Here is a 19410-nt window from a genome sequence, read left to right as displayed (position 1 = left end):
TTTCTACCAGAAATCATAATGATCTGGAGCGATATGTCGAAACGTGTGAGCGGCTTTCGACAAAAATATCGCGATAAAACAAAAATTTAGAGAGGGATTATGTTTCCATTTGAAATCATCTCGCTCTAAGGGCACGCACCGGACGTGAAATCCACACCGTCGAGAATGATATCCGGGCGCGGTGACCGAAGCTGCACCTCGCGCGGTCCGGCACCGAGTGTCAGGGACACAGAGACCGTCAGGCGATTATTCAGCACGCCCTGCTGCCATGCCTTGTCCTGCGGTCCGCGGGCGTAGGTCAAAGGCGTGGTTACCCCCTCGGTTGTGAGATCAAGCGACCATGCCGACGCCCCATCGGTCGGGAAAACCGGCAGGATATGGGTACTGATGCACCACGTCCCGGCCTTGGGTAGATCGGGACGCAGGCTGACGACCGCATCCGCCTGCAAGGCGCGCAGGCTCCCCTCGCCGCGCCCGAGGCCTTCGATCCGCCGCCAGCCCTTGGCCACACCGTCTTCGGCTTCAAGGCGGATCACCCCGTCATCGGCCAAGCGATAGACAGGCAATTCCCCCGTCTGAGCCAGCGTCGCGGCCGGTAGAACGGGCGGTGACAGGCGGAACGAGGTCCACAGGGCATCGGCGGGTTCTTCGGCGATTATGCCCGTCCATTTGCCGCTGTTGTAGCGTGCCGTCAGGGCCTTGATCTGCGCGTCGAACACACGGGCCCGTCCCGCATAGAGCCCGCCCAGACGCGGATTGCGCTCATATTCCGCTACATAGGCCTCCAGCGCGAAAAACCGCCGGTTGGCCAGAGCCGAAGCCTTGAGCGGGTATTCGACCAGTTGAAACAGACCCGGATCGTCGCTTTTCAGCGCCTCGACATCGGTCATCAGGTTTTCAAAAGCGCTCACCCGCTCAAACACCTGCCGCGGCGACAGGCCGGAGCGCCGCGCCTTCTCTCCGGGCAGGTAGTATTGCAGGTGTTCCGGGCGACGTTCGAAATTGAGCCGGTAATAGCGATCCCACAGGTCGCCAATCACCGCCGACTTGTCTGCACCAAAGGTTTCCCCCGCCAGTCGCGTCAGATACTGCTTCTGGCTGAGGGCGCGCACGCCCTTCACATCCCAGGCCAGATCGAAAAAGTGGGTCAGATTGACCTCTGCCGGCTTGATATCTCCAGCATTGACGACCCACAGACGGTCCGCGCCATTGTCATAGGCGCGCGTCATCTCTTCGGTCACCAGAGCGGGCGGCGTGGTCGAAAGCCACAGATAGGAGAGCGGGGCACCCAGATAGGACAGGTGATAATAGACGCCCGACCGGCCCGAACGCTTTTGTTCTGCGGCACTGGGAAAGTAGCGGATATAGCCAAAATTATCGTCGGGCCACACCAGGGTTACATCCTCCGGCAGGTCTATTCCGGCACGGTAGATATCCAGAACTTCCTTATAGGGCACAAAGACTTGCGGGAGTGTTTTTGGATCACCGACCGTATCTTTCAACAGTTGACGCTGATCCGACAGAATGCGGTTGAGCAGCACCTGCTTTTCCGCAGTCGTCGAAGCCCCGACAATGCCGGAATCGTGGATGCCACGCATCCCCAGTGTGTACAGGTTTTCATAACGGCCATTGGTTTTGAGACGCGCTTCCCAATAGGCGCGGACACCCTGCGGATGGGTCGCGTAGTTGAACCGCTCACCCGGTTCGGTCCATTCCCCAACATTGTTCCGCAGCATGGGCTCGGCGTGAGACGAGCCCATAACGATGCCATAACGTTCGGCTAAAGCCGCGTTTCGTGGGTCGGCGTTGAACGGGGCGGACACCTTGTGCATGGCCGGCCACAGGGTATTGGCCTTCAGGCGCAGCAAGAGCTGAAACACCTTCTCGTAGGTTTTCGGACCGATATTGCCCGTTTCCGGATCGAAGGTTTGTGCCGCCCAAGGGAAGAGACCCCAGTCTTCATCATTTATGAAAAGACCGCGATAAGTCACGGAAGGTTTGGAGAAATAAGGCTTTGACACCGAGACATTCAGCCCCTTTTTCACCGGCGTCACATCGGCCCACCATACCCACGGCGACACCCCCAAAGCGCGCGACAGGTCATAGACGCCAAAGGCGGCACCCCGCCGATCGGACCCCACAATGATCAGGGCGCGCTCAACGCCTGACGCAGGCTTCGATACCACCGCCGTCAGTGAACATTCCCAGCAGTTTTTCAGCCTTCCGACATCCAGTGCGCCCGCCTTGATCAGCGCATCAATACCGGCATGATGGCCGGGCGTTCCGACCCAGACCTGTGTTCGGGCCGATGACGCCATTGTGACCGCCTGCGCCTGCCCCCCCAACCGTGCGATATCGTCGGCCAGATCACGTGCGGCAATGCCCACCAACTCGGCATCGCGGGCGTCATAGACAATCGCGGCCCCGGTCAGGTCCAGCGAGCGCGACGTGGCGGCGGGCGACACGACCACCTGAGCGCTAGTCGGTGTGGCCACACAGGCCATCAGCGCTATCAGCCAGCCCCTCACGGCTGCTTGTCCTGATAATAGGTGGCCAGGACGTCGAAGGCCTGTTTACGCACACCGGTTTCCGAGAGCAATCCCTTGCGATTCCAGCCGTTCTGATAGATCGGGTGTTCGCGGCGAGGCGACTGAAAGTCCTTCAAAATCCACGGCGACATGCCGTTCAGGGTCGGTATCCTGTCGGCCATTTTCAGGGTCTGGCGATAGTATGCCGCCTGATAGTCCTCGGAAAACTTATGCGTCGCGGTCGGGTCGCGATAGCCCGCCAGCGCATCGGCCCCAAACTCCGACAGGATCAGCGGGCGGTCCGCCGGCACATTCCAGTGCAGACCCGGCAACGCCGACAGCGGATCATCGCCATACCAGCCGGCATAGGTATTGACCGCCAGCACATCCAGCTTATCCACCAGCGGGTCGGCCAGATAGATTTCATTGCCCTTACGCTCGACCAGCAGGGCGGCACTGATCAGGCGCGTCGGGTCGAGCGCGCGCACATTATCGGCCATGGCGGCGTGGAATTGGGTGCGCGGCGCTGACACCGGGGTTTCATTCCCGACGCTCCACAAGATGACCGACGCCCGGTTGCGATCCCTGAAAACCGTCTCCGCCTGCATCCTCAGCGCCTTTTGCAGCACCGCCGGATTTTCCCAATCGACCGTCCAATAGACCGGGATTTCGCTCCATACCAGCAGCCCCATTTCGTCAGCCAGACGCAGGGTCGTCTCCGAATGCGGATAGTGCGACAGGCGTACATAGTTGCCGTGCAGGCCGTATTTGATCTCGGACAACAGGGCACGTGACGCCGCTTCCGTCATGTTACGTGCCGGATGGCTGCCGAATTCTTCCTCGTGCAGAGAAACACCTTTGAGAAAAATAGGCTTACCATTCAACAGGATCTGATTCCCCTTAACCGTAATGGTACGAAAGCCAATCCGGTCCCTCAGCTTGTCATCAACGGTTGAAAAGCTCACCTCATAGAGGACCGGGGTCTCCGGTGACCACAGTTTCAGCGCACGCGGCGCTTTCAAATCAAAAACCGCCTGCCCTTTGACGTCTGTGGTCGCAGATACCGTGGTCTTAAGGCCTGCAATGCTCAGCGTAACGACTTGCCCGGCGGCGCGGGGGCCGTTCAGTTGCGCCATACCTTTCAGACGCCCCTCCGGAGTCAGGGTCAGGGTGGCGTCATCGACAAAGGTTTCGGGTGTATAGATCAGCTTCACAGGACGGGTAATGCCGCCGTAGAGGTCCCAGTCGGTAATCGCCGTCGGAATGGACTGGGCGTCATGGGTGGAATCCACACCGACGCTCAGGCGGTTTTCACCGGCGCGTAGGGCCTGCGTGACCTCAATAACGAACGGCGTGAAACCGCCTTCGTGGCGGCCAATTTCCTTGCCGTTCAGATAGACATAGGCCTTGTAATTGACCGCCTCGAACCGCAGAAAAGCGCGTTTGCCGTCAAACACTTTGGGGGTAAACTTGCGCTGAAACCAGATCAGCCCGTCATAATAGCGCAGTTCGGGTTCGGCAGCATTCCACGCGCCGGGTATCGCCATCTGCGGGCCACGATCAAGGTCAAATTCAAAGAAGGTCGCCCCACCTTTGGCCTCTTCGGCGGCCACATCCACATCGCGGTAACGCTGCATCCGTGACTTGGCCACCCAGCCATTGATGTCCGTCAGACCCGTGCGATACAGGTCCTTGGAATAGGTCCATGTGCCCGACAGATCCTGAACCTCACGATACGCCGCCCCCGTCAAAAGGTAGGCCGGCCGCACATCCTGCGCCACCGCCGGTAGGGCAAACAGGACCAATACCGCCGCAATGGTGGAAACCCAACGCATGACCACTCTCCCTCCTGCAATCCTTATCAGACCTAATAATTTTATTGGTAAGACCTTTTAGCGTTCCAAACGATCAATTTCAATCAAATTCGATGCCGATCAAGCTGCGATTTTGCCTACCGGCGCAGTTGGCCCATGTGAGGGCGGCGGTCGATCAGACGCGCATCGCCTCAGACGTTCGCACACTGTCGCAAATGAGAACGGCCACAACTCACCGCAAAATACATCGCCCCCTTTATTCAGAGGGATTTGCGCAGAGTGATGCCTGTCAGATTATTTTAGAGCGATGTGTCGAAAAGTGTGAGCGGTTTTCGACAAAAATATCCCGACAAAACAGAAATTTAGAGCAGGATGATGCTTCCATTTAAAATCATCCCTCTCTAGGAATGATCTACTCGATTAGCCACGTAATCGCATTGATCAGTAAGCGTTTCTGAAGCGGGGCCACCATGTCGGGTAATCGGTGTACGATAACCTTCATGCCGTCCTTGCGTACCGTAAAGCACGCTGCGCCATTCTGACGGTCATGGTCGCGGCTATAGGCGGCGATAACCTCAATGCCATCGGGCCCGATGACGGGGCCGTCGATCAGCAACCCATTCGAGGGCTGACCTTCGACCTGATGGAAGACCGAAGTGGCCTGATCCACCGGCAGACCGTCGAAGATCGGGTGGGCGCGCAGATAGTTCCAGTTGCCCATCCACGGCGCGCGCAGATTACCCACCTGACCGGCGTAAGAGAACAGGCCCAGCGCCGACAACTGCTTTGCCACCCCTTCGGCCAGACCGTCTTCCGGCACATAGGCCAGCAGTGGCGTCCCCGCCTTCACTGCTGCCTGCACGTCCGCCGGCAGTTCGCCCAGAATGAGCTTGGGTTTTTCACCGGCCTTGGGCTGGGCTTCAAGGCCCGTCTGCTCCCCCACCTGACGCTTCGCGATCTCTTCGGCTTTGAGGCCCGAAGCGATGATGGCATCATATTTCCCACCGGCCTTGAAGTCTTCAACCGTCAGGCCGGGGATGGCCGTCAACTGATCGCGGAAGGATTTGGCCACACCCGATACGGCCAGCGTCACCGGCTTTTTCAGCCCTGAGGCATTGTCCACAACCCACAGGTCGCGCACAAAAGACGGGTAGCCTTTCAGCTCAATCTGAACCTTGTTGATACCCGGCTTCGTCAGGGTGGGCGTCAGCACCTTCTCCGCCAGCAGGTAGCGGAACTGATCTTTCACATGCGTCGGCGCGGCATAACGGGCGATCTCGGTCGTCGTCCCATCCGGCGCGATCAGGCTCAGGATCATTTCGCCCCTGATCTGCGCATCGGTATCGTTGAGCAGGTAGATGTCGAGTTCGGCCGCTTCGCCCGTCGCATAGACCAGACGACGTTGCTTGGCGATCGGCCGGACCGGCAGCAGGCTATTGCGCAGAAGATCGGGCGGCGATTTGAAATAGCGCAGATTATCGACAATACCGGAGTGGTTCTCGATGGCCGTCGTCTCCCAGCCCGAAATCGCGGCAATATCAACCTCATCCCCGATGCGGATGTTTTCCAGATAATTCTGCCAGGCGTCATAAACCTTGCGACCCACCGACAGGAACAGGCTTTCCGTCGTCGGAAACGCTTTGCGGAAGCCCCATTTATCGAGATAGGCCGCGGTATTCTGCACGATGACCTTATGGTCTTCAAGGTCGTAGGACTTACCGCCATTGGCCAGAATGTCGGCGACCATCAGCACATGGTTGTCCGCCGTGGCGCAGCCCTGCATTTCACCGAATTCGACGATATAGGGCTTACCGGTCTGATAGTGGATATAGCTGTCTTTCGACTGATAGAACTTGTCGTACCACTGATCCCCGGCCCCCTGATGCTCCACCCACCAGCCGCCGAAAGGTTCAACATCCGAACGGAAATAGTGGTCATTATAGGCCAGATACATGGCCTGCGCCGCGCCCCGTTTCACAAAGCCGTCATTGAGGATGACCGTGCGCGACGGGTCTTCGTCGTGAATAATTTTCAGAACATTCTGAACGTCAGGATTATTGAGATTGGCCCCGATTTCGTTCTGAAGCGTGTAATGCGCCAGTGACGGATGCGAACGGAAGGTTCTGGCCATCAGACGACACTTCTCGATCATATAGGCACGACTGAAGGCATCGGCCTCGGACAGGCTCTCACCGGGTTTCAGGTCCTTGCCAATGGCGTGGCGCCCGCCGCCGGGTTCCATGACGCGCATCAGCCCCAGTTCGTCCTGACGATCGAAGACATCGTGCTTGCCGACATTGCGGTGCGCATGGAGGCAGTTGAGGCCCAGAGCCTGCGCCGCCTCTACCTCGCGCCGCGCCAGGGCGGGCGTCGGCCACATGCCGTTATAGCCCCAATAGCCCCATGAAATCGCGGAATAGAGTTTGATGCGTTTGCCATTCAGCCGCAAAAGCGCATTGGTGCCGATCCCTTCGACAGCAAACCAGCGAAAGCCAAAACGCACGGTCTTTGATGACAGGCCGGTATTACCCTTCCAGTCGAAGCGCATATGGTAGAGGTGGCGGTTTTCCAGGTCCCACAGCTTCGCATCAGGGGCATGAAGATCATAGACCAGCGTCGCTACGCCGTTTTCGATCCTGGCACTTTTTAAAGCGGTTTTGACTTTAACCGACTTTCCGTCCGGGCCTTGCAACCGGACAGAAGCGCGTTTGGCGAGTTGCTCCGCGCTGATTTTATCCGTCAGCCGCACCTGCATATGGGCGGTGACTTTACGGGGCTCAGGCGTATTGAGCACCCATGCGTCCTCGATATGGCTGTCCAGCGGGTGCACGCTGAGGGTCATGCCGCGGTCCAGCCCGCCGAACCCGTGCGAGGCAAACAGCTTGAGCTTACCCCACATCATGGTGGTGGAATCGCGCCAGTCGTAGCGTCCACCGGGATTGGTGATGCGGATGGCCAGACGGTTGGTGCCGCCGGGAGCCATGGCACCCGTCAGATCGCAATCGAAGGGCTGTTCGGAGAGGATCGAATACCCAACCAGCTTTTCATTGAGGAACACCTCGGCGCGCAACCGCGCCCCCCGGATATGCAACAGAACGCGCTGGTCCTTGGCTGAGGCAGGAATAGTGATCTCGCGCCACCACCACGACACACCTCGATACGCGCCGTTTTGTGGCACCGGATCGTCTTCAGCATAGCGGTATTCATCGCCCGTATAGGGCCTTAGTCCAAAGCGGCCCCAGAAGTGCTGCTCAACCGTGGCCGGAAGGGTAACCGTGGCTTCGGGGGTCAGCGCCCCCCACCCTCCGGTCGGTGGATTGACCGGAAGGGTCTTCAGGTCCGCCTGCGTCGGCAGGTAGATGACATCGTCCTTATAGGGGGCTTTTTCGTCGATCCACAGGCTCCAGCCCTCGTCGGGTACACCCCACGCAGATGTCTCCGCGCCTACTGAGGGGGCCGCCACAGCCGCGGCGGCACCACTCGCGGCGGTAACGGTGAGAAAATTACGGCGATGGAGTTGGGTCATGAGTCTGACATCCTGGCATTCATCCCTCCCCGTAAACGGGAAGGGATTATCTCTTTCAATTCATCCAGCTACGATCGGGGAACACGCTCTCAAGTCGCCATTTTGCGGCCTGATCGGCGCTTAACCGCTTCGCCCAGAAGACCCGCTGGCTGACATCTGCGCCCGGTCCACTGGAATTATATTCCGCAAAATGCGCCGTGGCGTAGGTCTCGGTCTTGCCCGGCGTCCATTCGCGCCAGCCTTCCGGATGAATACGCCCGTCGATGCGCGTATCGAGGAAAATGACCTGCGCATAGGGTCGCCACGCCCGGCCGAAATAATAGCTCCCCTCGCCTGCCGTGGTAATGCGACAATGATCGAAGACATAGGCTGTGGTTTCAGTTTCCGCTGTGCGGCTGTGGGCCGTGATGAAGGCGCCATTGCGCTCAATGATATGCAGATGGCAGCGATCAAAGAAGGCCAGGGCATTGCCGAAAATGAAATCGACATGCCCTTCGATGTAGCAATCCTTATAGTACTGACGGCTTGGGAGGGTCGGTTTTTTTGACGCCGCATAAAGGGTATCCTGCGCCCCCAGAAGGCGGACATTGCGCAAAACCGCGCGGTCAGCGCTTATCGATAAGGCCACGGCCTGAGAGGGATTGTCCGGCTGAGTGAGGTGGTAGTCGTTCTGGATCGTCAGATTACTGGCGCGAAAGCCATCGCCACTGACTGTAAACGACGCTGATTTGCCTGTGCCACCGGCCATCTTCGCGCTGTCGCCCCAGACAATGACCACGTCTTCCGGCTTTTTGCCTGTCCCGACCAGATGCACACCCGGCTTCGACAGGCTGAGTTTTTCGCGGTAGGTCCCCGGTGCAATCTCGACCACGCCTCCCGCGTCAGGCAGGGCCGCAAAGGCCTCAGCCAGAGTCTTGTACTGCGTCGGTACACGCACAATCGCCTGCGCCTGTGCGAAAACCGGGTGGGCTGCGATCAAGACCAGCGCGCCCGCCCCGCAGAACAGTCGGCGATTCAGCATGGGCTGCTTTGCGCTCATCAGCGTTTCCTCAAAAAATGCTGTTCAAATGTAAGACTGGAGCTGTTCAAGGAATGAGGTCCCGTTTCAGTTCCGGAACCGCACGCGCCAGCTCATAGGCAACGATTTTGGAAAAAAAGTCCGCACCCTCTCTGCCCAGATGCGTGTAATCGAAACTCAGCTTGGCCTGCCCCAGAGGCTCTTGGGCATTGCGTATCTGCTCTTCGGTAAGCGGGGTCTGCGCCGGTGCCACGGGCACGCCTGTGGCCCCGGAAATCGTCGTCCCCGTTTTGCCCGCTTCCAGTACTTCCGGGCTGGGCGGCTTTTGCGCAAATCGCATAGCCGCCACGGGGCCCATTGCCTGAACCTCGCTCTGTGAGCGCGCGTAAAGGTCCACAAGGGGTACGTTCAGTTCCGCCGCCACCTTGCGCGTGGCGGCGGCCCACGGAGCCAGATCGGTCTCCAACACGCCATTTTTGAACCCGCGACGCGTCAGGGGCGTCACCAGCACCGGTATAGCCCCGACCGCACGGGCTTCATTGACGTAGCGCTTCAGAAGCTGCGGAAATTCGTTTTCGAGGTCTGTGGAACGGCCGGGTTTACCCGGTTGATCATTATGGCCAAACTGAATGAGGACGTAGGTTTTTGAAAACCCGCCACTTTTCATTTCAGACAGAGCAATATCCCAAGAGCCTTCGGCAATATAGTTGAAGGTCGAACGCCCGCCTCTGGCCAGGTTTATACAGGCCACGAATGAGCTTAGGTGATGGCCGCAAAAACTGGGCCCCCAGCCCCCCAGAACCGCCGTAGTGGAATCGCCGACCAGAATGACCTTTTTGGCATTGATCTTCTTGATCTGGGCACGGGCTTCAATGTCCTGTGGCGACAGATTGGGTGTGGTCTGCGAAAGGGCCGGCGCGGCTAACAGGCTGAGCGCGAGCATCGCTGAGCCAAAGGCAATGGACTTTTTCATACCGGAGGCAGGCACAGTTATGGTGAGCATTTCTCTCATGAGATTTTTTTCTTCTCCCGGCGTTAAAGCGCCCGGTAGCGGAAGTTGCGAAAGCGTGCCTCGCCCTGTCCGGCGGCATAGAAGCCGGGTTTGAGCATCAGGAAGCCGCCGCGCACATTGTGGTGATAGCCCGACACCTCCATGCCACGGTCAAAGCGTCGCCAGGTCTGACCATCAGACGAGGTGTCAAAGGTCACAATATGCCGGTCGTTGCGCAGGCGCATGAACATCCGGCGGCCGTGCGGATTGGCCGGACGCCCGCGCTCGATACCGTACTGATGCGTAACGAAGTTTTTGCCATCAAAGCCCAGACCGCAATAGAGTTTGGTGTCATAGAACAGCAGCAGCCCCGCACGCACGCCCTCGTCGATCTCGATATCCATCTCGATCTCATAGGCCGGATCACCGACTATGGTGATCAGTGGCGCGCCGGAGCTGGGCGCTTCACCCGACGCCGTGAGGTGCAGCACGCCATTTTCACGGCGGATGCGGCTTTTCTCGTCCGGCGACGGATTAAAGAAGTTCCACTGGATGCCGTACTTATCGGTCGTGAAGTCGTCCGACAGGGCAAACCCGTGCGGCGGCTGAAAGCCATGCGGTTTGCCACCCTTGGGCTTCTTTATAGGCTGCGACAGATCACCGCCGCCAAAATCAAACCAGCCGTCCTTTGACCACGTCACCGGGGCCAGAAGCGTCTGCCGCCCCAGCGTCCAGAAGCCGTTTTCATAGCCGTGATAAACGCCCCACCAGTCGCCCGCCGGCCCTTCGACCAGCGTAGCATGGCCGCGCGACCACCACTTTTCCTCGACCGAGGTCGTGCGTACCAGCGGATTGCGCGGGTGGTGTTCCCACGGTCCGTGGATCGACTTCGAGCGCGCCGCAATGACCATATGACCCGTCGGCGGGCCCGCTGTGCCTCCAATGGCGAGGATCATGTAGTAGTATTGACCGTGCCGCGTGATCTTTGGCCCTTCCGGGGCAAAGCCTTCAACGATCCAGTCGGACGGATAGCGCCACGGATCATAGACGTGCTCGACCTCACCCGCCTTCGACAGACCATCGTCCGACAGGCGCACGCGGTCACCGCCCGACAGGAACAGCCAGCGCGAACCGTCTTCGCCCACCGCGTGGCCGGGGTCGATGTGGCGCGGCAGATCGAGGTCGATCGGCTCGGACCACGGCCCTTCGATACGATCGGCCCAGATCACCCACGAAGTGGTCTTTGAACCCGGTGCCGAGGTCTTTTTGGTCGGGATATAGAGATAATAACGCCCCTTGTGCTTGCAGAGTTCCGGGGCCCAGACCGAGCCGATATTGCGGGTCAGGGCCGGACCGATGGGCCGCCAGTTGACGAGGTCCTTCGAATGCCAGATCACCAGACCCGGATAGGCATCGAAGGTCGAAAACGTCATATAGTAATCGTCACCGTCCTTGAGGATGGACGGATCGGGATGGTCACCGGCCATGATCGGATTGAGGAAGGTGCCGTCACCCAAATCCGGCTGGCGCTGGCCCTCAATGCCCTTGGGCCATGTCGCAGGTCTCGACTTTGGGCCAGCGGCCAGCGCACCGGGGGCACCGAACAGAAACGCGCCAAGGCCAAGAGCCTTCATTGTGTTACGCCGGGTACTGATCATTTTCACTTTCCTTCCCGCTCGACAGGGACATGGCCGAAGCCTCCAGGGCACTCGTTTGATTTGCGCAGCGGAGTCTTTACGCCCCACCTCACCCTTACGGCTTTGCCAAACAGGGTTGACGTCTGTTGGTCCACACCACCTTAGAGCGATATGTCGAAAATTGTGAGCGGTTTTCGACAAAATATCGCAATAAAACAAAAATTTAGGGTGGGATGACGCTTCGATTTAAGATCATCCCGCTCTGGCATCCCGTTCAAGGATATTGAAACCAGAGACAAAAAAAGGGCAGGCGATAAGCTTATCTTACACCTGCCCTGTACAAAGGAGGGGGCTCAGGCTTCCCTCAGATGTCAGTTGAAAGGTGCCGCCACAGGGAGTGTAAACGGCACCCATATTTACAAACGCAGCAGCGCGTCGCCTGAGCCTGAACAGAGCGATCCCTGCGAACAGGGATAGCACCCGGATCTAGTACTTGTACCGCACGCCCAGCGTCAGTTGACGGCCGGTCGAGCCGTACTGGCTGACCACGGTCTGGCTGGTGGCGCCATAACCGAAACGGTTGGTCGTTTCATTGGTCATGTTCAGACCCTCAAGCGTGATGGTCAGACGCTTGGTCGGCTTGTAGCTCATCGAGAAGTCAACGTTTTGTGTCGGCAAAGAGCCAGCGAAATCGTTGATCAGCGGCGAGTTACAGGGGGTGCCGTCCGTAATGTTCAGGCCCGGCGAACACGAACCCGCGGCCAACGGATAGGTGGTGTAATAGCCTTCGCGCTTGGCCATCGAGACGCGGGCGCTGAACATATCCGCTTCGTAGTAGAGCGTCAGGTTGATGGCGTCGGGCGACGCCCCCAGCCACGGGCCGTTACCAAAGGTCGGGGCCACGGTCGCGGTGCCGGGGTCCAGAATATAGGTCAGCTTGGAGTCGATGTGCGTCATGTTGAACTGCACACCGGTGTTTTTGAGAATCCACGGCAGGAAGGTGAAATCCTGCTGATAGCTGAATTCCCAGCCTTCCAGCGTGCCACCGGGCGCATCGCGGAACTGACGCGCGGTCGCTTCGCCATTGGCGTCGATATAGGCCAGACGCGCATTGTCGGCGACCGACCCGGTATTGAACTGAAGCTTCAGGGTCGCCAGATCCTCCGCCGACAGGAAGTTCGACAGCGGAGCCGAGAACAGAACCGTCTGCGGATAGGAAGCGATGTCCTTTTTGAATACCGCCATCGACAGCAGCCCACCCTTGGCGAAGTACCATTCTGCTGACAGGTCGTAGGTCTTACCGCGGAAGGGTTGCAGCTTCGGGTTACCGATGGTCAGGGTCGCACCCGTCGTACCACCGGTCGTGGGAATGCTGATCGCGGTGATGGACGGCGACAGATTGCCCAGAAGCGGGCGCGCCATCACCTTGGCCGCGGCGGCGCGCAGATAAACGTTCGGGACGACCTGCCAGGCCACGTTAAACGCCGGCAGGGTGTCGGTATATTCATTGCGCCCAGTGATTGGACGCCCACCCGAAGTGTTGCCGTAGGAAGTCAGGTCCGTCTTGACCTGACGCACGCCGATATTACCGAAGACGTTACCGCCCAGCACGTCATAGTCGAAGTTGAGTTGCAGATAGCCGCCTTCGCTGCGCTCCTGCACCTTGAAGTTTTCGCGGCCGCCATTGCGCTTGCCGTGAATGCGCCAGTCGCCCCACTTGTTGATACAGTTACAGGTGAAGTCGAAGACCGAATTGAAGCCTTCGATGGACGGGGCGAAGAAGGAGGTCGTCGTACCGCCCGGCACATCCAGCCCCTGCCCGAACTGAACCACGCGACCGAGAGACGCCACAGAAACCTTGGCTTCCTTTTCGGTCGGGTTGAGCAGGTCGTTTTCACGCTCCAGCAGGTTGGTCTGGAAGTCGTACTTGCGCGAGGTGACGCCGAACTTGAGCGACAGATTTTCGTTCAACTCATAGCCGAAATCGGCCTTGGCGCCGGCGTATTTGTTGGTCACGAACCGCTGGAAGTGGCGGATGGCCGAGAAGCCCTTGACCATGCCCCAGTTGGCGGGATCAGCCGCGTTGAAACCGAGGTTAAACACCGGCATCTCGCCGCCGCCGCGTTCGTCAAACACGAAACTTTCGGGCGAGTCCATGCGGTTGAATTCGACCAGCAGACCCTGGTTTTCGTTGTAGGACTCCGACGCGCCAAGGGTGAAATCCCCCGTCAGGCGATCGGTGAACTTCTGATTCAGGTTGAACGAAAGCTGTTTGAATTCCGTGGTATAGAAATTGCGGTCAGCGCCTGAGCGCCAATCGACGTTACGCAGCACCAGATAGTCTGCCACGCCATTCGAAACATTGGCCGCCAGCACGTCAGTGGCCTGACGCCCGATCAGCCGGTCACGGAAGCCCAGCAGATCGGCAGACGCCACATAACCCGGATTCCGCGTACCATTGACGAACTCTGCATTGTAGTAATCGTAGGGGTCGAGGTTGTTCGGATTGTACGAGAAGGCGGTACCCGAAACGAGCGTCGTACCATTCAGGGTCTGACCACAGTCGATAGCCGCGCGCACGTCTGTGGCATCCTGCTGTGTACAGGTGCCGGGATAAAGCGCCCGGCGGTTGGCAAGGCTCAGAGCCGTACCGGGATTGGTGCCCGTATTGCTCGTGGCTGCTCTTGCGGCATCGTTCACCGCAGTGCCGTAACCCGCATTGGTATTATCGCGGTTCAGACCCACCGATGACACCTGATAGATGGTGCTCTCGTTACGGAACTTGGAATACAAACCGTCGATAGAGACGCGTGTATTGGGATTCGGCTGCATCTGGAACGAAGCGGTTATGCCCAGACGTTCCTGATGCAGGTCCTGCTGTTCAATAGAGCCCAAGGCTGGGATACGGACCAGAGATGCATTGAGCGGATTATGCAGCAAATCGTAAGCGGTCTGATCGGACCCCGTGACCGCATTGGCATAGTTGGTGTTCGATATAGGCAACGGACAGGTAAAGCCCGCCGGACGCACTGGCGTCGTCGTACCAGGGCACAGGCCCCCATTGGGAAGGCTGGTCGCCGGGAAGGTCGTGCCTGCGGGCGCAGAGAAGCCCGCCCGCATCGGTATTTCATTGGTCAGCCACGTGGCGTTCCGATACAGATATTCCGACTGACCGATACCGCGGCGGTACTGATCGTTTTCAGAGTCACGCTCGGAATAGGCGACCGAAGCGAGGAAGCCCAGCTTGCCATCGGCCCAGCGCTTCGAGATCAGCCCTGTGACGCGCGGATTGTGGAAACCGCCATTGTCATAATAGGCGTCCTGAATCGAAAAGGCGTACTGATCCTTCTTGTAGTCGAACGGACGGCCGGTGATCAGGTCCACCGTTGCGCCCAGCGAGCCTTCATCGGTTTCGGCCGACGAGCTTTTGCGCACACGCAGGCTGTTGAACAGTTCAGACGCAAAGGTGTTGAAGTCAAACGCCCGCGAGCGGTTGGGGTTGGAACCGGCGTCATTGGCCCCAGCCGTGGACAGGGCTTCGAGGCCGTTGATACGCACGCGCGTAAAGTCAGCCCCCAGACCGCGCACGGTGATCGTGCGGCCTTCGCCATTGTCGCGGTCGATCGAGATACCGGGGATGCGTTGCAGAGACTCGGCCAGGTTGGCATCGGGGAAGTCGGCAATGTCCTCGGCATTGATGGCATCCATCATCACGTCGGCCTTGCGCTTGGTCGTCAGCGCGCTTTGCAGACTGGCGCGATACCCCGTCACGATAACCGTGGTCGGCTCCTCGGCACCCGGGCTCGCCTCCTGCGCCTGAGCAGCCGCACTCAGCAGCAGGGCCGTGGCCACAGCCGAAACAGAGACGGTCTTGCGAAGGGTCGAAGACGCAATGCGCCCCTTGGGTGTCTGATGTGTCATATTTGAATCCCTGTTTTTTGGCGGGCCACTTAGGTGACCTAATTTTCGCTTAGCCTTTTGACACCGGTGTCACTCATAACCGCAGTCATCTATGGCCTGAAGCATACCTAGCGTCGTTTTCACAAAAAAAAAGCGCAAAGACATAAACCTGCGCGTTTGCGTTCAAAGATGAAAGAATTGTGTCCATAACGACACAATTTCTCCAATCGTCATTCATAACCAGGTGCTTAGTCCGGGCTTTTGACGGTACGCTCTTATCGCCATCGGCCGAATGCCAAAGTTCGCCTGAGTCGAGTTGCATCAAAAGGCGGGCAAGATGGCGGCGACACAGTTCCTTCGCAAACTGGCGGGCTCTCGTCTGGCCAAGGCCGGGGGCTCTGAGAAAGAAATAATGGCGGTCTTAGGCCTATCGTCGATCACAGAAGCCGCGCTTTACACCGCAGGAGCGAACCAGAAAAACATGACGAAAGAGGCTATGAAAAAGGTCCGCACACGCGAAGCTCAGACGAAAAAGTGTCTAACCCAAGTGTCTAACTCACTTCGGCGATCAAAAAAGAATGCAAAAACAATATCTTTTTGGGAATTTGGTAGGCGCGGAGGGACTCGAACCCCCAACCAGACCGTTATGAGCGGTCGGCTCTAACCATTGAGCTACACGCCCGCACCAGAGGCAGGGGCTGCGTGCCTAACACGCTCGCGCCCGGATTTAAAGCCCTCTGCCGGGATTTTCAACATGCAGACACGGTAGCGACTAAGCTGACGCCAGATCGTCAGTCCGGTTCATGCGTCATTCACACGCGCACATGGATTATTGACACACAGGCGGGGCATTCTCCGCCCCGTGACGCCCCCGCCGGGACTCAAAAAGGCCACGCCGGAGCGCCAGACAGATTTTGAAAGAAGAGAGACACCTATGAAACGGATGTTCGCGGTTTCCGCCGCCGCCCTCGCCCTGATGACCGCCGCCGCGCCGGTGATGGCCCAAACCCCTGATGCGCCCAAGGCCGAACACATGGCGCCTCATCAAATGGGCACCCTGCTCACCCTGTCGGAAACGGCCGAGGTGCGCTCGACGCCGGACGTCGCCTTCATCACCTTTGGCGTGGTCACCGAGGCCAAAACCGCCGAAGAGGCCATGAAGCTCAACGCCCAGAAGATGAACAGCGTCTTCGCCGCCGTAAAGGCGCAGGGCATTGCCGACAAAAACGTGCAAACAACGGGCCTCAGCCTCAACGCCGTCTATGATTATCCGCAAAACGGCGGCACGCCGACCTTGCGCGGCTATCAGGCCAGCAACCGCATCAGCGTGCGCGTGGAAGAGGTCAAAAAGCTGGGCGGTGCCATCGACGCGGTGGTCAAGGCCGGTATCAACCAGATCGACGGCATCTCCTTCGGTCTGAAAGACCCGTCGGCCGCCGAGGACAAGGCGCGCATCGAGGCGACCAAGACGCTGATGGCGCGTGCCGAGCTTTATGCCAAATCTCTGGGCAAGACGGTGAAGCGCATCAAGTCGCTGAACGAAAACGCCGCCATGTCGGAGCCTCCGACCATGCCGATGGTCCGCGCCATGGCCTTTAAGGCCGAATCCGATACGGCCATTGCCAGCGGCGAGGTTTCGACCGCCATGACGCTCAATGCCGAGTTTGTGCTGGAATAGGATTTGCTCTGAACGCATGACAACGCCCCCCGGTGAGTGATAGGTTACCTGTCATAACCACCGGGGGGATTTTTATGTGGCGTTTTCTTCTGTCCACCAAAGGGCGTACCGCGCGCCTGCCCTATGCGCTGTTTATGGTATCGACATCGCTGGCTTGGTTTGCCGCCTCTTCTTTTCTGTTGCCGGTAATGATGAATACCCCCATTTCTATCGCTAGCCCGGTTATCAGCGTCCCCGGGCTGCTGTACGTCTTGTGGATATGGTCCAGCTACGCTCTATCAGTTCGACGCCTTAAGGATATGAATAGTCAGACGTGGCCAGCGGCTTTTTTCCTGCTCTCCTTCCTCATCTCTGGCCTTTCCGGTGCGCTTCCCTTCGCGGTCCCTATCGTTTCGCCAGACGGCACCGGTATTAATCCAGATTACGAACACATCGCCCGTGTGATAGGGACGGCCGGCAATATCATTCATTGGCTAAATAGAGCCCTTATCCTGATCCTCTCCGTCATCCCCGGCACCAAGGGGCCCAACCGTTACGGCCCGCCGCCGGGACAAAAGGCCGCGCCCGACCTCAGCGTCTTCGAATAGGCTTGCCGCGCGCGTCCCTTTGGGCGAAAAGGCAGCATGAGCCAGCCCTACGCCTCCACCGTCACGCCCTTGTTCACCACTGAAATCTACCGGGCCGACCTGTCGGACATGCCGGATTTCGCGGCCTATCTGGAGGAGATCGACGACACCTGTCGCGCCTTCGCCGATGAGGACGAGGCCGGGCAAAACTGGTCGCAGCAAAAGGGGTATCTCGGCTACACCTCCTACGGGTCGTTGAACAACCTGCCCCTGCTGGCCAGCGCCTTTGAAGACCTCAAGGCGCATACCGACGCCCACGCCGCGCGCTTCGTCGAGATTCTGGAATACGACCTGCCCGCCGGGGCGCTGAAGCTCGACAATATGTGGATCAATATTCTGGAGCCCATGGGGCACCATTCGAACCACATCCACCCGCATAGCCTGATTTCCGGCACCTTCTACGTCAGCGTGCCCGACGGGGCCAGCGCGCTCAAATTCGAAGACCCGCGCCTGACCAGCTTTATGAATTCGCCGCCGCGCAAGGAAGGCGCCAAGCGCGAGCATCAGCCCTTCGTCTATGAGGCGCCAAAGCCCGGCACAATCCTGATGTGGGAAAGCTGGCTGCGCCACGAAGTGCCGATCAACCTGTCTGAAGACATCCGCATAAGCATCAGTTTTAACTACAGTTGGTGAGACGATGAGCGCTCCGGTACAGACGGCATTGGTGGGCGATGGTTATGCCGGAAAGACCTTCCATGCGCCGCTGATCCGGGCGGCGGCAGGCCTTAGACTCACCACCGTCGTGTCGTCGCGCCCCGCTGAGGTGCAGGCCGATCTGGCGGGTGTGACCGTCTGTGATTTCGAGGCCGCTCTGGCCGACCCGGCGATCGAGCTGATGGTCGTGGCCACGCCCAATGATCTGCACGCCCCGCAGGCCATCGCGGCGCTCAAAGCGGGCAAGCACGTCGTTATCGACAAACCCTTTGCCCTCACCACCGCAGAGGCCGAAACCGTGCTGGCGGCGGCGACTGCGGCCAACCGGCTGGCGACCGTCTTTCATAACCGCCGCTGGGACGGCGATTTTCTGACCGTGACGCACCTGATCGAAACGGGGGCCCTGGGCGAGATCAGCCTGTTTATCTCGCGCTTTGACCGCTTTCGCCCGGCCTTGCGCAACCGCTGGCGGGAGCAGGCCTTGCCGGGGTCGGGCCTGTGGTACGATCTGGGGGCGCATCTGGTCGATCAGGCCCTGTGCCTGTTTGGCGCGCCCGACGCCATTGCGCTCGATCTGGCGCAACAGCGCGACGGCTCGGTTGTCGATGACTATTTCCACGCCACCCTGTTTTACGGTGCGCGCCGCGTGCGTTTGCAGGCCAGCGCCCTGACGCCCGCGCCGGGACCGCGCTTTGAAATTCACGGCCGGCTGGGCAGCTACGTTAAATACGGCCTCGATACGCAGGAAGAGGCGCTAAAGGCCGGACAGCCGGTCGGTGGCGCAGGCTGGGGCTTGGACCGCGACGGCGTACTGACGCCCGTGTCGGGTGCTGATCCCCTGCCCCCGCTGGCGCAGCCGACTTTACCGGGGCGCTATCCGGCCTTTTATGAGGGCGTGGCACAGGCCATTCGCGGCACCGGCCCCCTGCCCGTCGCCGCCGCAGAGGCGCTCCGCGTCATGCGGCTGCTCGATCTGGGCCGCCAGAGCGCCGAGACGCGCCGGATTCTTTCCCTATAAAAAAACCGCTCCGGTGGGGT

The 19410-nt window shown here is 59.2% G+C and carries 11 protein-coding genes and 1 tRNA gene; 4 read left to right on the top strand and 8 right to left on the bottom strand.

The window, feature by feature from the left end:
* Window positions 1-125: 125 nt before the first annotated feature.
* From EM6_RS12990 to EM6_RS12955, 8 genes are all read right to left on the bottom strand, one after another.
* Entirely contained in the window at window positions 126-2528 is a 2403-nt protein-coding gene (locus tag EM6_RS12990; protein ID WP_126423589.1) for a glycosyl hydrolase 115 family protein, read from the bottom strand.
* Window positions 2525-4363 (bottom strand): glycoside hydrolase family 2 protein, encoded by a 1839-nt coding sequence (locus EM6_RS12985; protein ID WP_126423588.1) that lies wholly within the window; start codon window positions 4361-4363, stop codon window positions 2525-2527. Before EM6_RS12985 ends, EM6_RS12990 begins: the two co-directional genes overlap by 4 nt.
* A gap of 391 nt (window positions 4364-4754) precedes the next feature.
* The gene (locus EM6_RS12980; RefSeq protein ID WP_126423587.1) at window positions 4755-7868 is read right to left on the bottom strand and encodes a sugar-binding domain-containing protein; all 3114 of its coding nucleotides are present in this window, start codon (window positions 7866-7868) and stop codon (window positions 4755-4757) included.
* Window positions 7869-7923: 55 nt separating this feature from the next.
* The gene (locus tag EM6_RS12975) at window positions 7924-8907 is read right to left on the bottom strand and encodes a pectinesterase family protein (protein WP_126423586.1); all 984 of its coding nucleotides are present in this window, start codon (window positions 8905-8907) and stop codon (window positions 7924-7926) included.
* Window positions 8908-8953: 46 nt separating this feature from the next.
* Complete coding sequence (locus EM6_RS12970) at window positions 8954-9859, bottom strand: rhamnogalacturonan acetylesterase (RefSeq protein WP_172961260.1); 906 nt, start codon at window positions 9857-9859, stop codon at window positions 8954-8956.
* Between the two features lie 62 nt (window positions 9860-9921).
* A complete protein-coding gene (locus EM6_RS12965; protein WP_126423585.1) occupies window positions 9922-11535 on the bottom strand; it encodes a family 43 glycosylhydrolase in 1614 nt (537 codons plus the stop codon).
* Between the two features lie 465 nt (window positions 11536-12000).
* On the bottom strand, window positions 12001-15435 hold the full coding sequence (locus EM6_RS12960) for a TonB-dependent receptor domain-containing protein (RefSeq protein ID WP_126423584.1): 3435 nt from the start codon (window positions 15433-15435) through the stop codon (window positions 12001-12003).
* 585 nt (window positions 15436-16020) lie between these two features.
* Window positions 16021-16096, bottom strand: a tRNA-Ile gene (locus EM6_RS12955).
* Between the two features lie 252 nt (window positions 16097-16348).
* Between EM6_RS12955 and EM6_RS12950 the strand changes: the two genes are divergently transcribed.
* The 4 genes from EM6_RS12950 (at window position 16349) to EM6_RS12935 (ending at window position 19390) form a co-directional block, all read left to right on the top strand.
* The gene (locus EM6_RS12950) at window positions 16349-17092 is read left to right on the top strand and encodes an SIMPL domain-containing protein (protein WP_126423583.1); all 744 of its coding nucleotides are present in this window, start codon (window positions 16349-16351) and stop codon (window positions 17090-17092) included.
* A 74-nt stretch (window positions 17093-17166) separates the two neighbouring features.
* Window positions 17167-17679 carry a DUF805 domain-containing protein gene (locus tag EM6_RS12945; protein ID WP_126423582.1) on the top strand — a complete coding sequence of 171 codons (513 nt, stop codon included), beginning with the start codon at window positions 17167-17169 and terminating at the stop codon, window positions 17677-17679.
* Between the two features lie 36 nt (window positions 17680-17715).
* Window positions 17716-18351, top strand: a complete 636-nt coding sequence (locus EM6_RS12940) for a TIGR02466 family protein (protein ID WP_126423581.1) — start codon at window positions 17716-17718, stop codon at window positions 18349-18351.
* Window positions 18352-18355: 4 nt separating this feature from the next.
* Window positions 18356-19390, top strand: a complete 1035-nt coding sequence (locus tag EM6_RS12935; protein WP_126423580.1) for an oxidoreductase — start codon at window positions 18356-18358, stop codon at window positions 19388-19390.
* Window positions 19391-19410: the final 20 nt, after the last annotated feature.

Origin of the sequence: Asticcacaulis excentricus, from assembly GCF_003966695.1 — a bacterium.
Lineage (GTDB): Bacteria > Pseudomonadota > Alphaproteobacteria > Caulobacterales > Caulobacteraceae > Asticcacaulis > Asticcacaulis excentricus_A.
This window is presented reverse-complemented; position numbering and strand designations above follow the sequence as displayed.

Coding starts and splice junctions, on each gene's coding strand:
- EM6_RS12985 (WP_126423588.1), bottom strand. CDS start 4,363: ATGCGTTGGGTTTCCACCATTGCGGCGGTATTGGTCCTGTTTGCCCTA.
- EM6_RS12980 (WP_126423587.1), bottom strand. CDS start 7,868: ATGACCCAACTCCATCGCCGTAATTTTCTCACCGTTACCGCCGCGAGT.
- EM6_RS12975 (WP_126423586.1), bottom strand. CDS start 8,907: ATGAGCGCAAAGCAGCCCATGCTGAATCGCCGACTGTTCTGCGGGGCG.
- EM6_RS12970 (WP_172961260.1), bottom strand. CDS start 9,859: ATGAAAAAGTCCATTGCCTTTGGCTCAGCGATGCTCGCGCTCAGCCTG.
- EM6_RS12965 (WP_126423585.1), bottom strand. CDS start 11,535: ATGATCAGTACCCGGCGTAACACAATGAAGGCTCTTGGCCTTGGCGCG.
- EM6_RS12960 (WP_126423584.1), bottom strand. CDS start 15,435: ATGACACATCAGACACCCAAGGGGCGCATTGCGTCTTCGACCCTTCGC.
- EM6_RS12950 (WP_126423583.1), top strand. CDS start 16,349: ATGAAACGGATGTTCGCGGTTTCCGCCGCCGCCCTCGCCCTGATGACC.
- EM6_RS12945 (WP_126423582.1), top strand. CDS start 17,167: ATGTGGCGTTTTCTTCTGTCCACCAAAGGGCGTACCGCGCGCCTGCCC.
- EM6_RS12940 (WP_126423581.1), top strand. CDS start 17,716: ATGAGCCAGCCCTACGCCTCCACCGTCACGCCCTTGTTCACCACTGAA.
- EM6_RS12935 (WP_126423580.1), top strand. CDS start 18,356: ATGAGCGCTCCGGTACAGACGGCATTGGTGGGCGATGGTTATGCCGGA.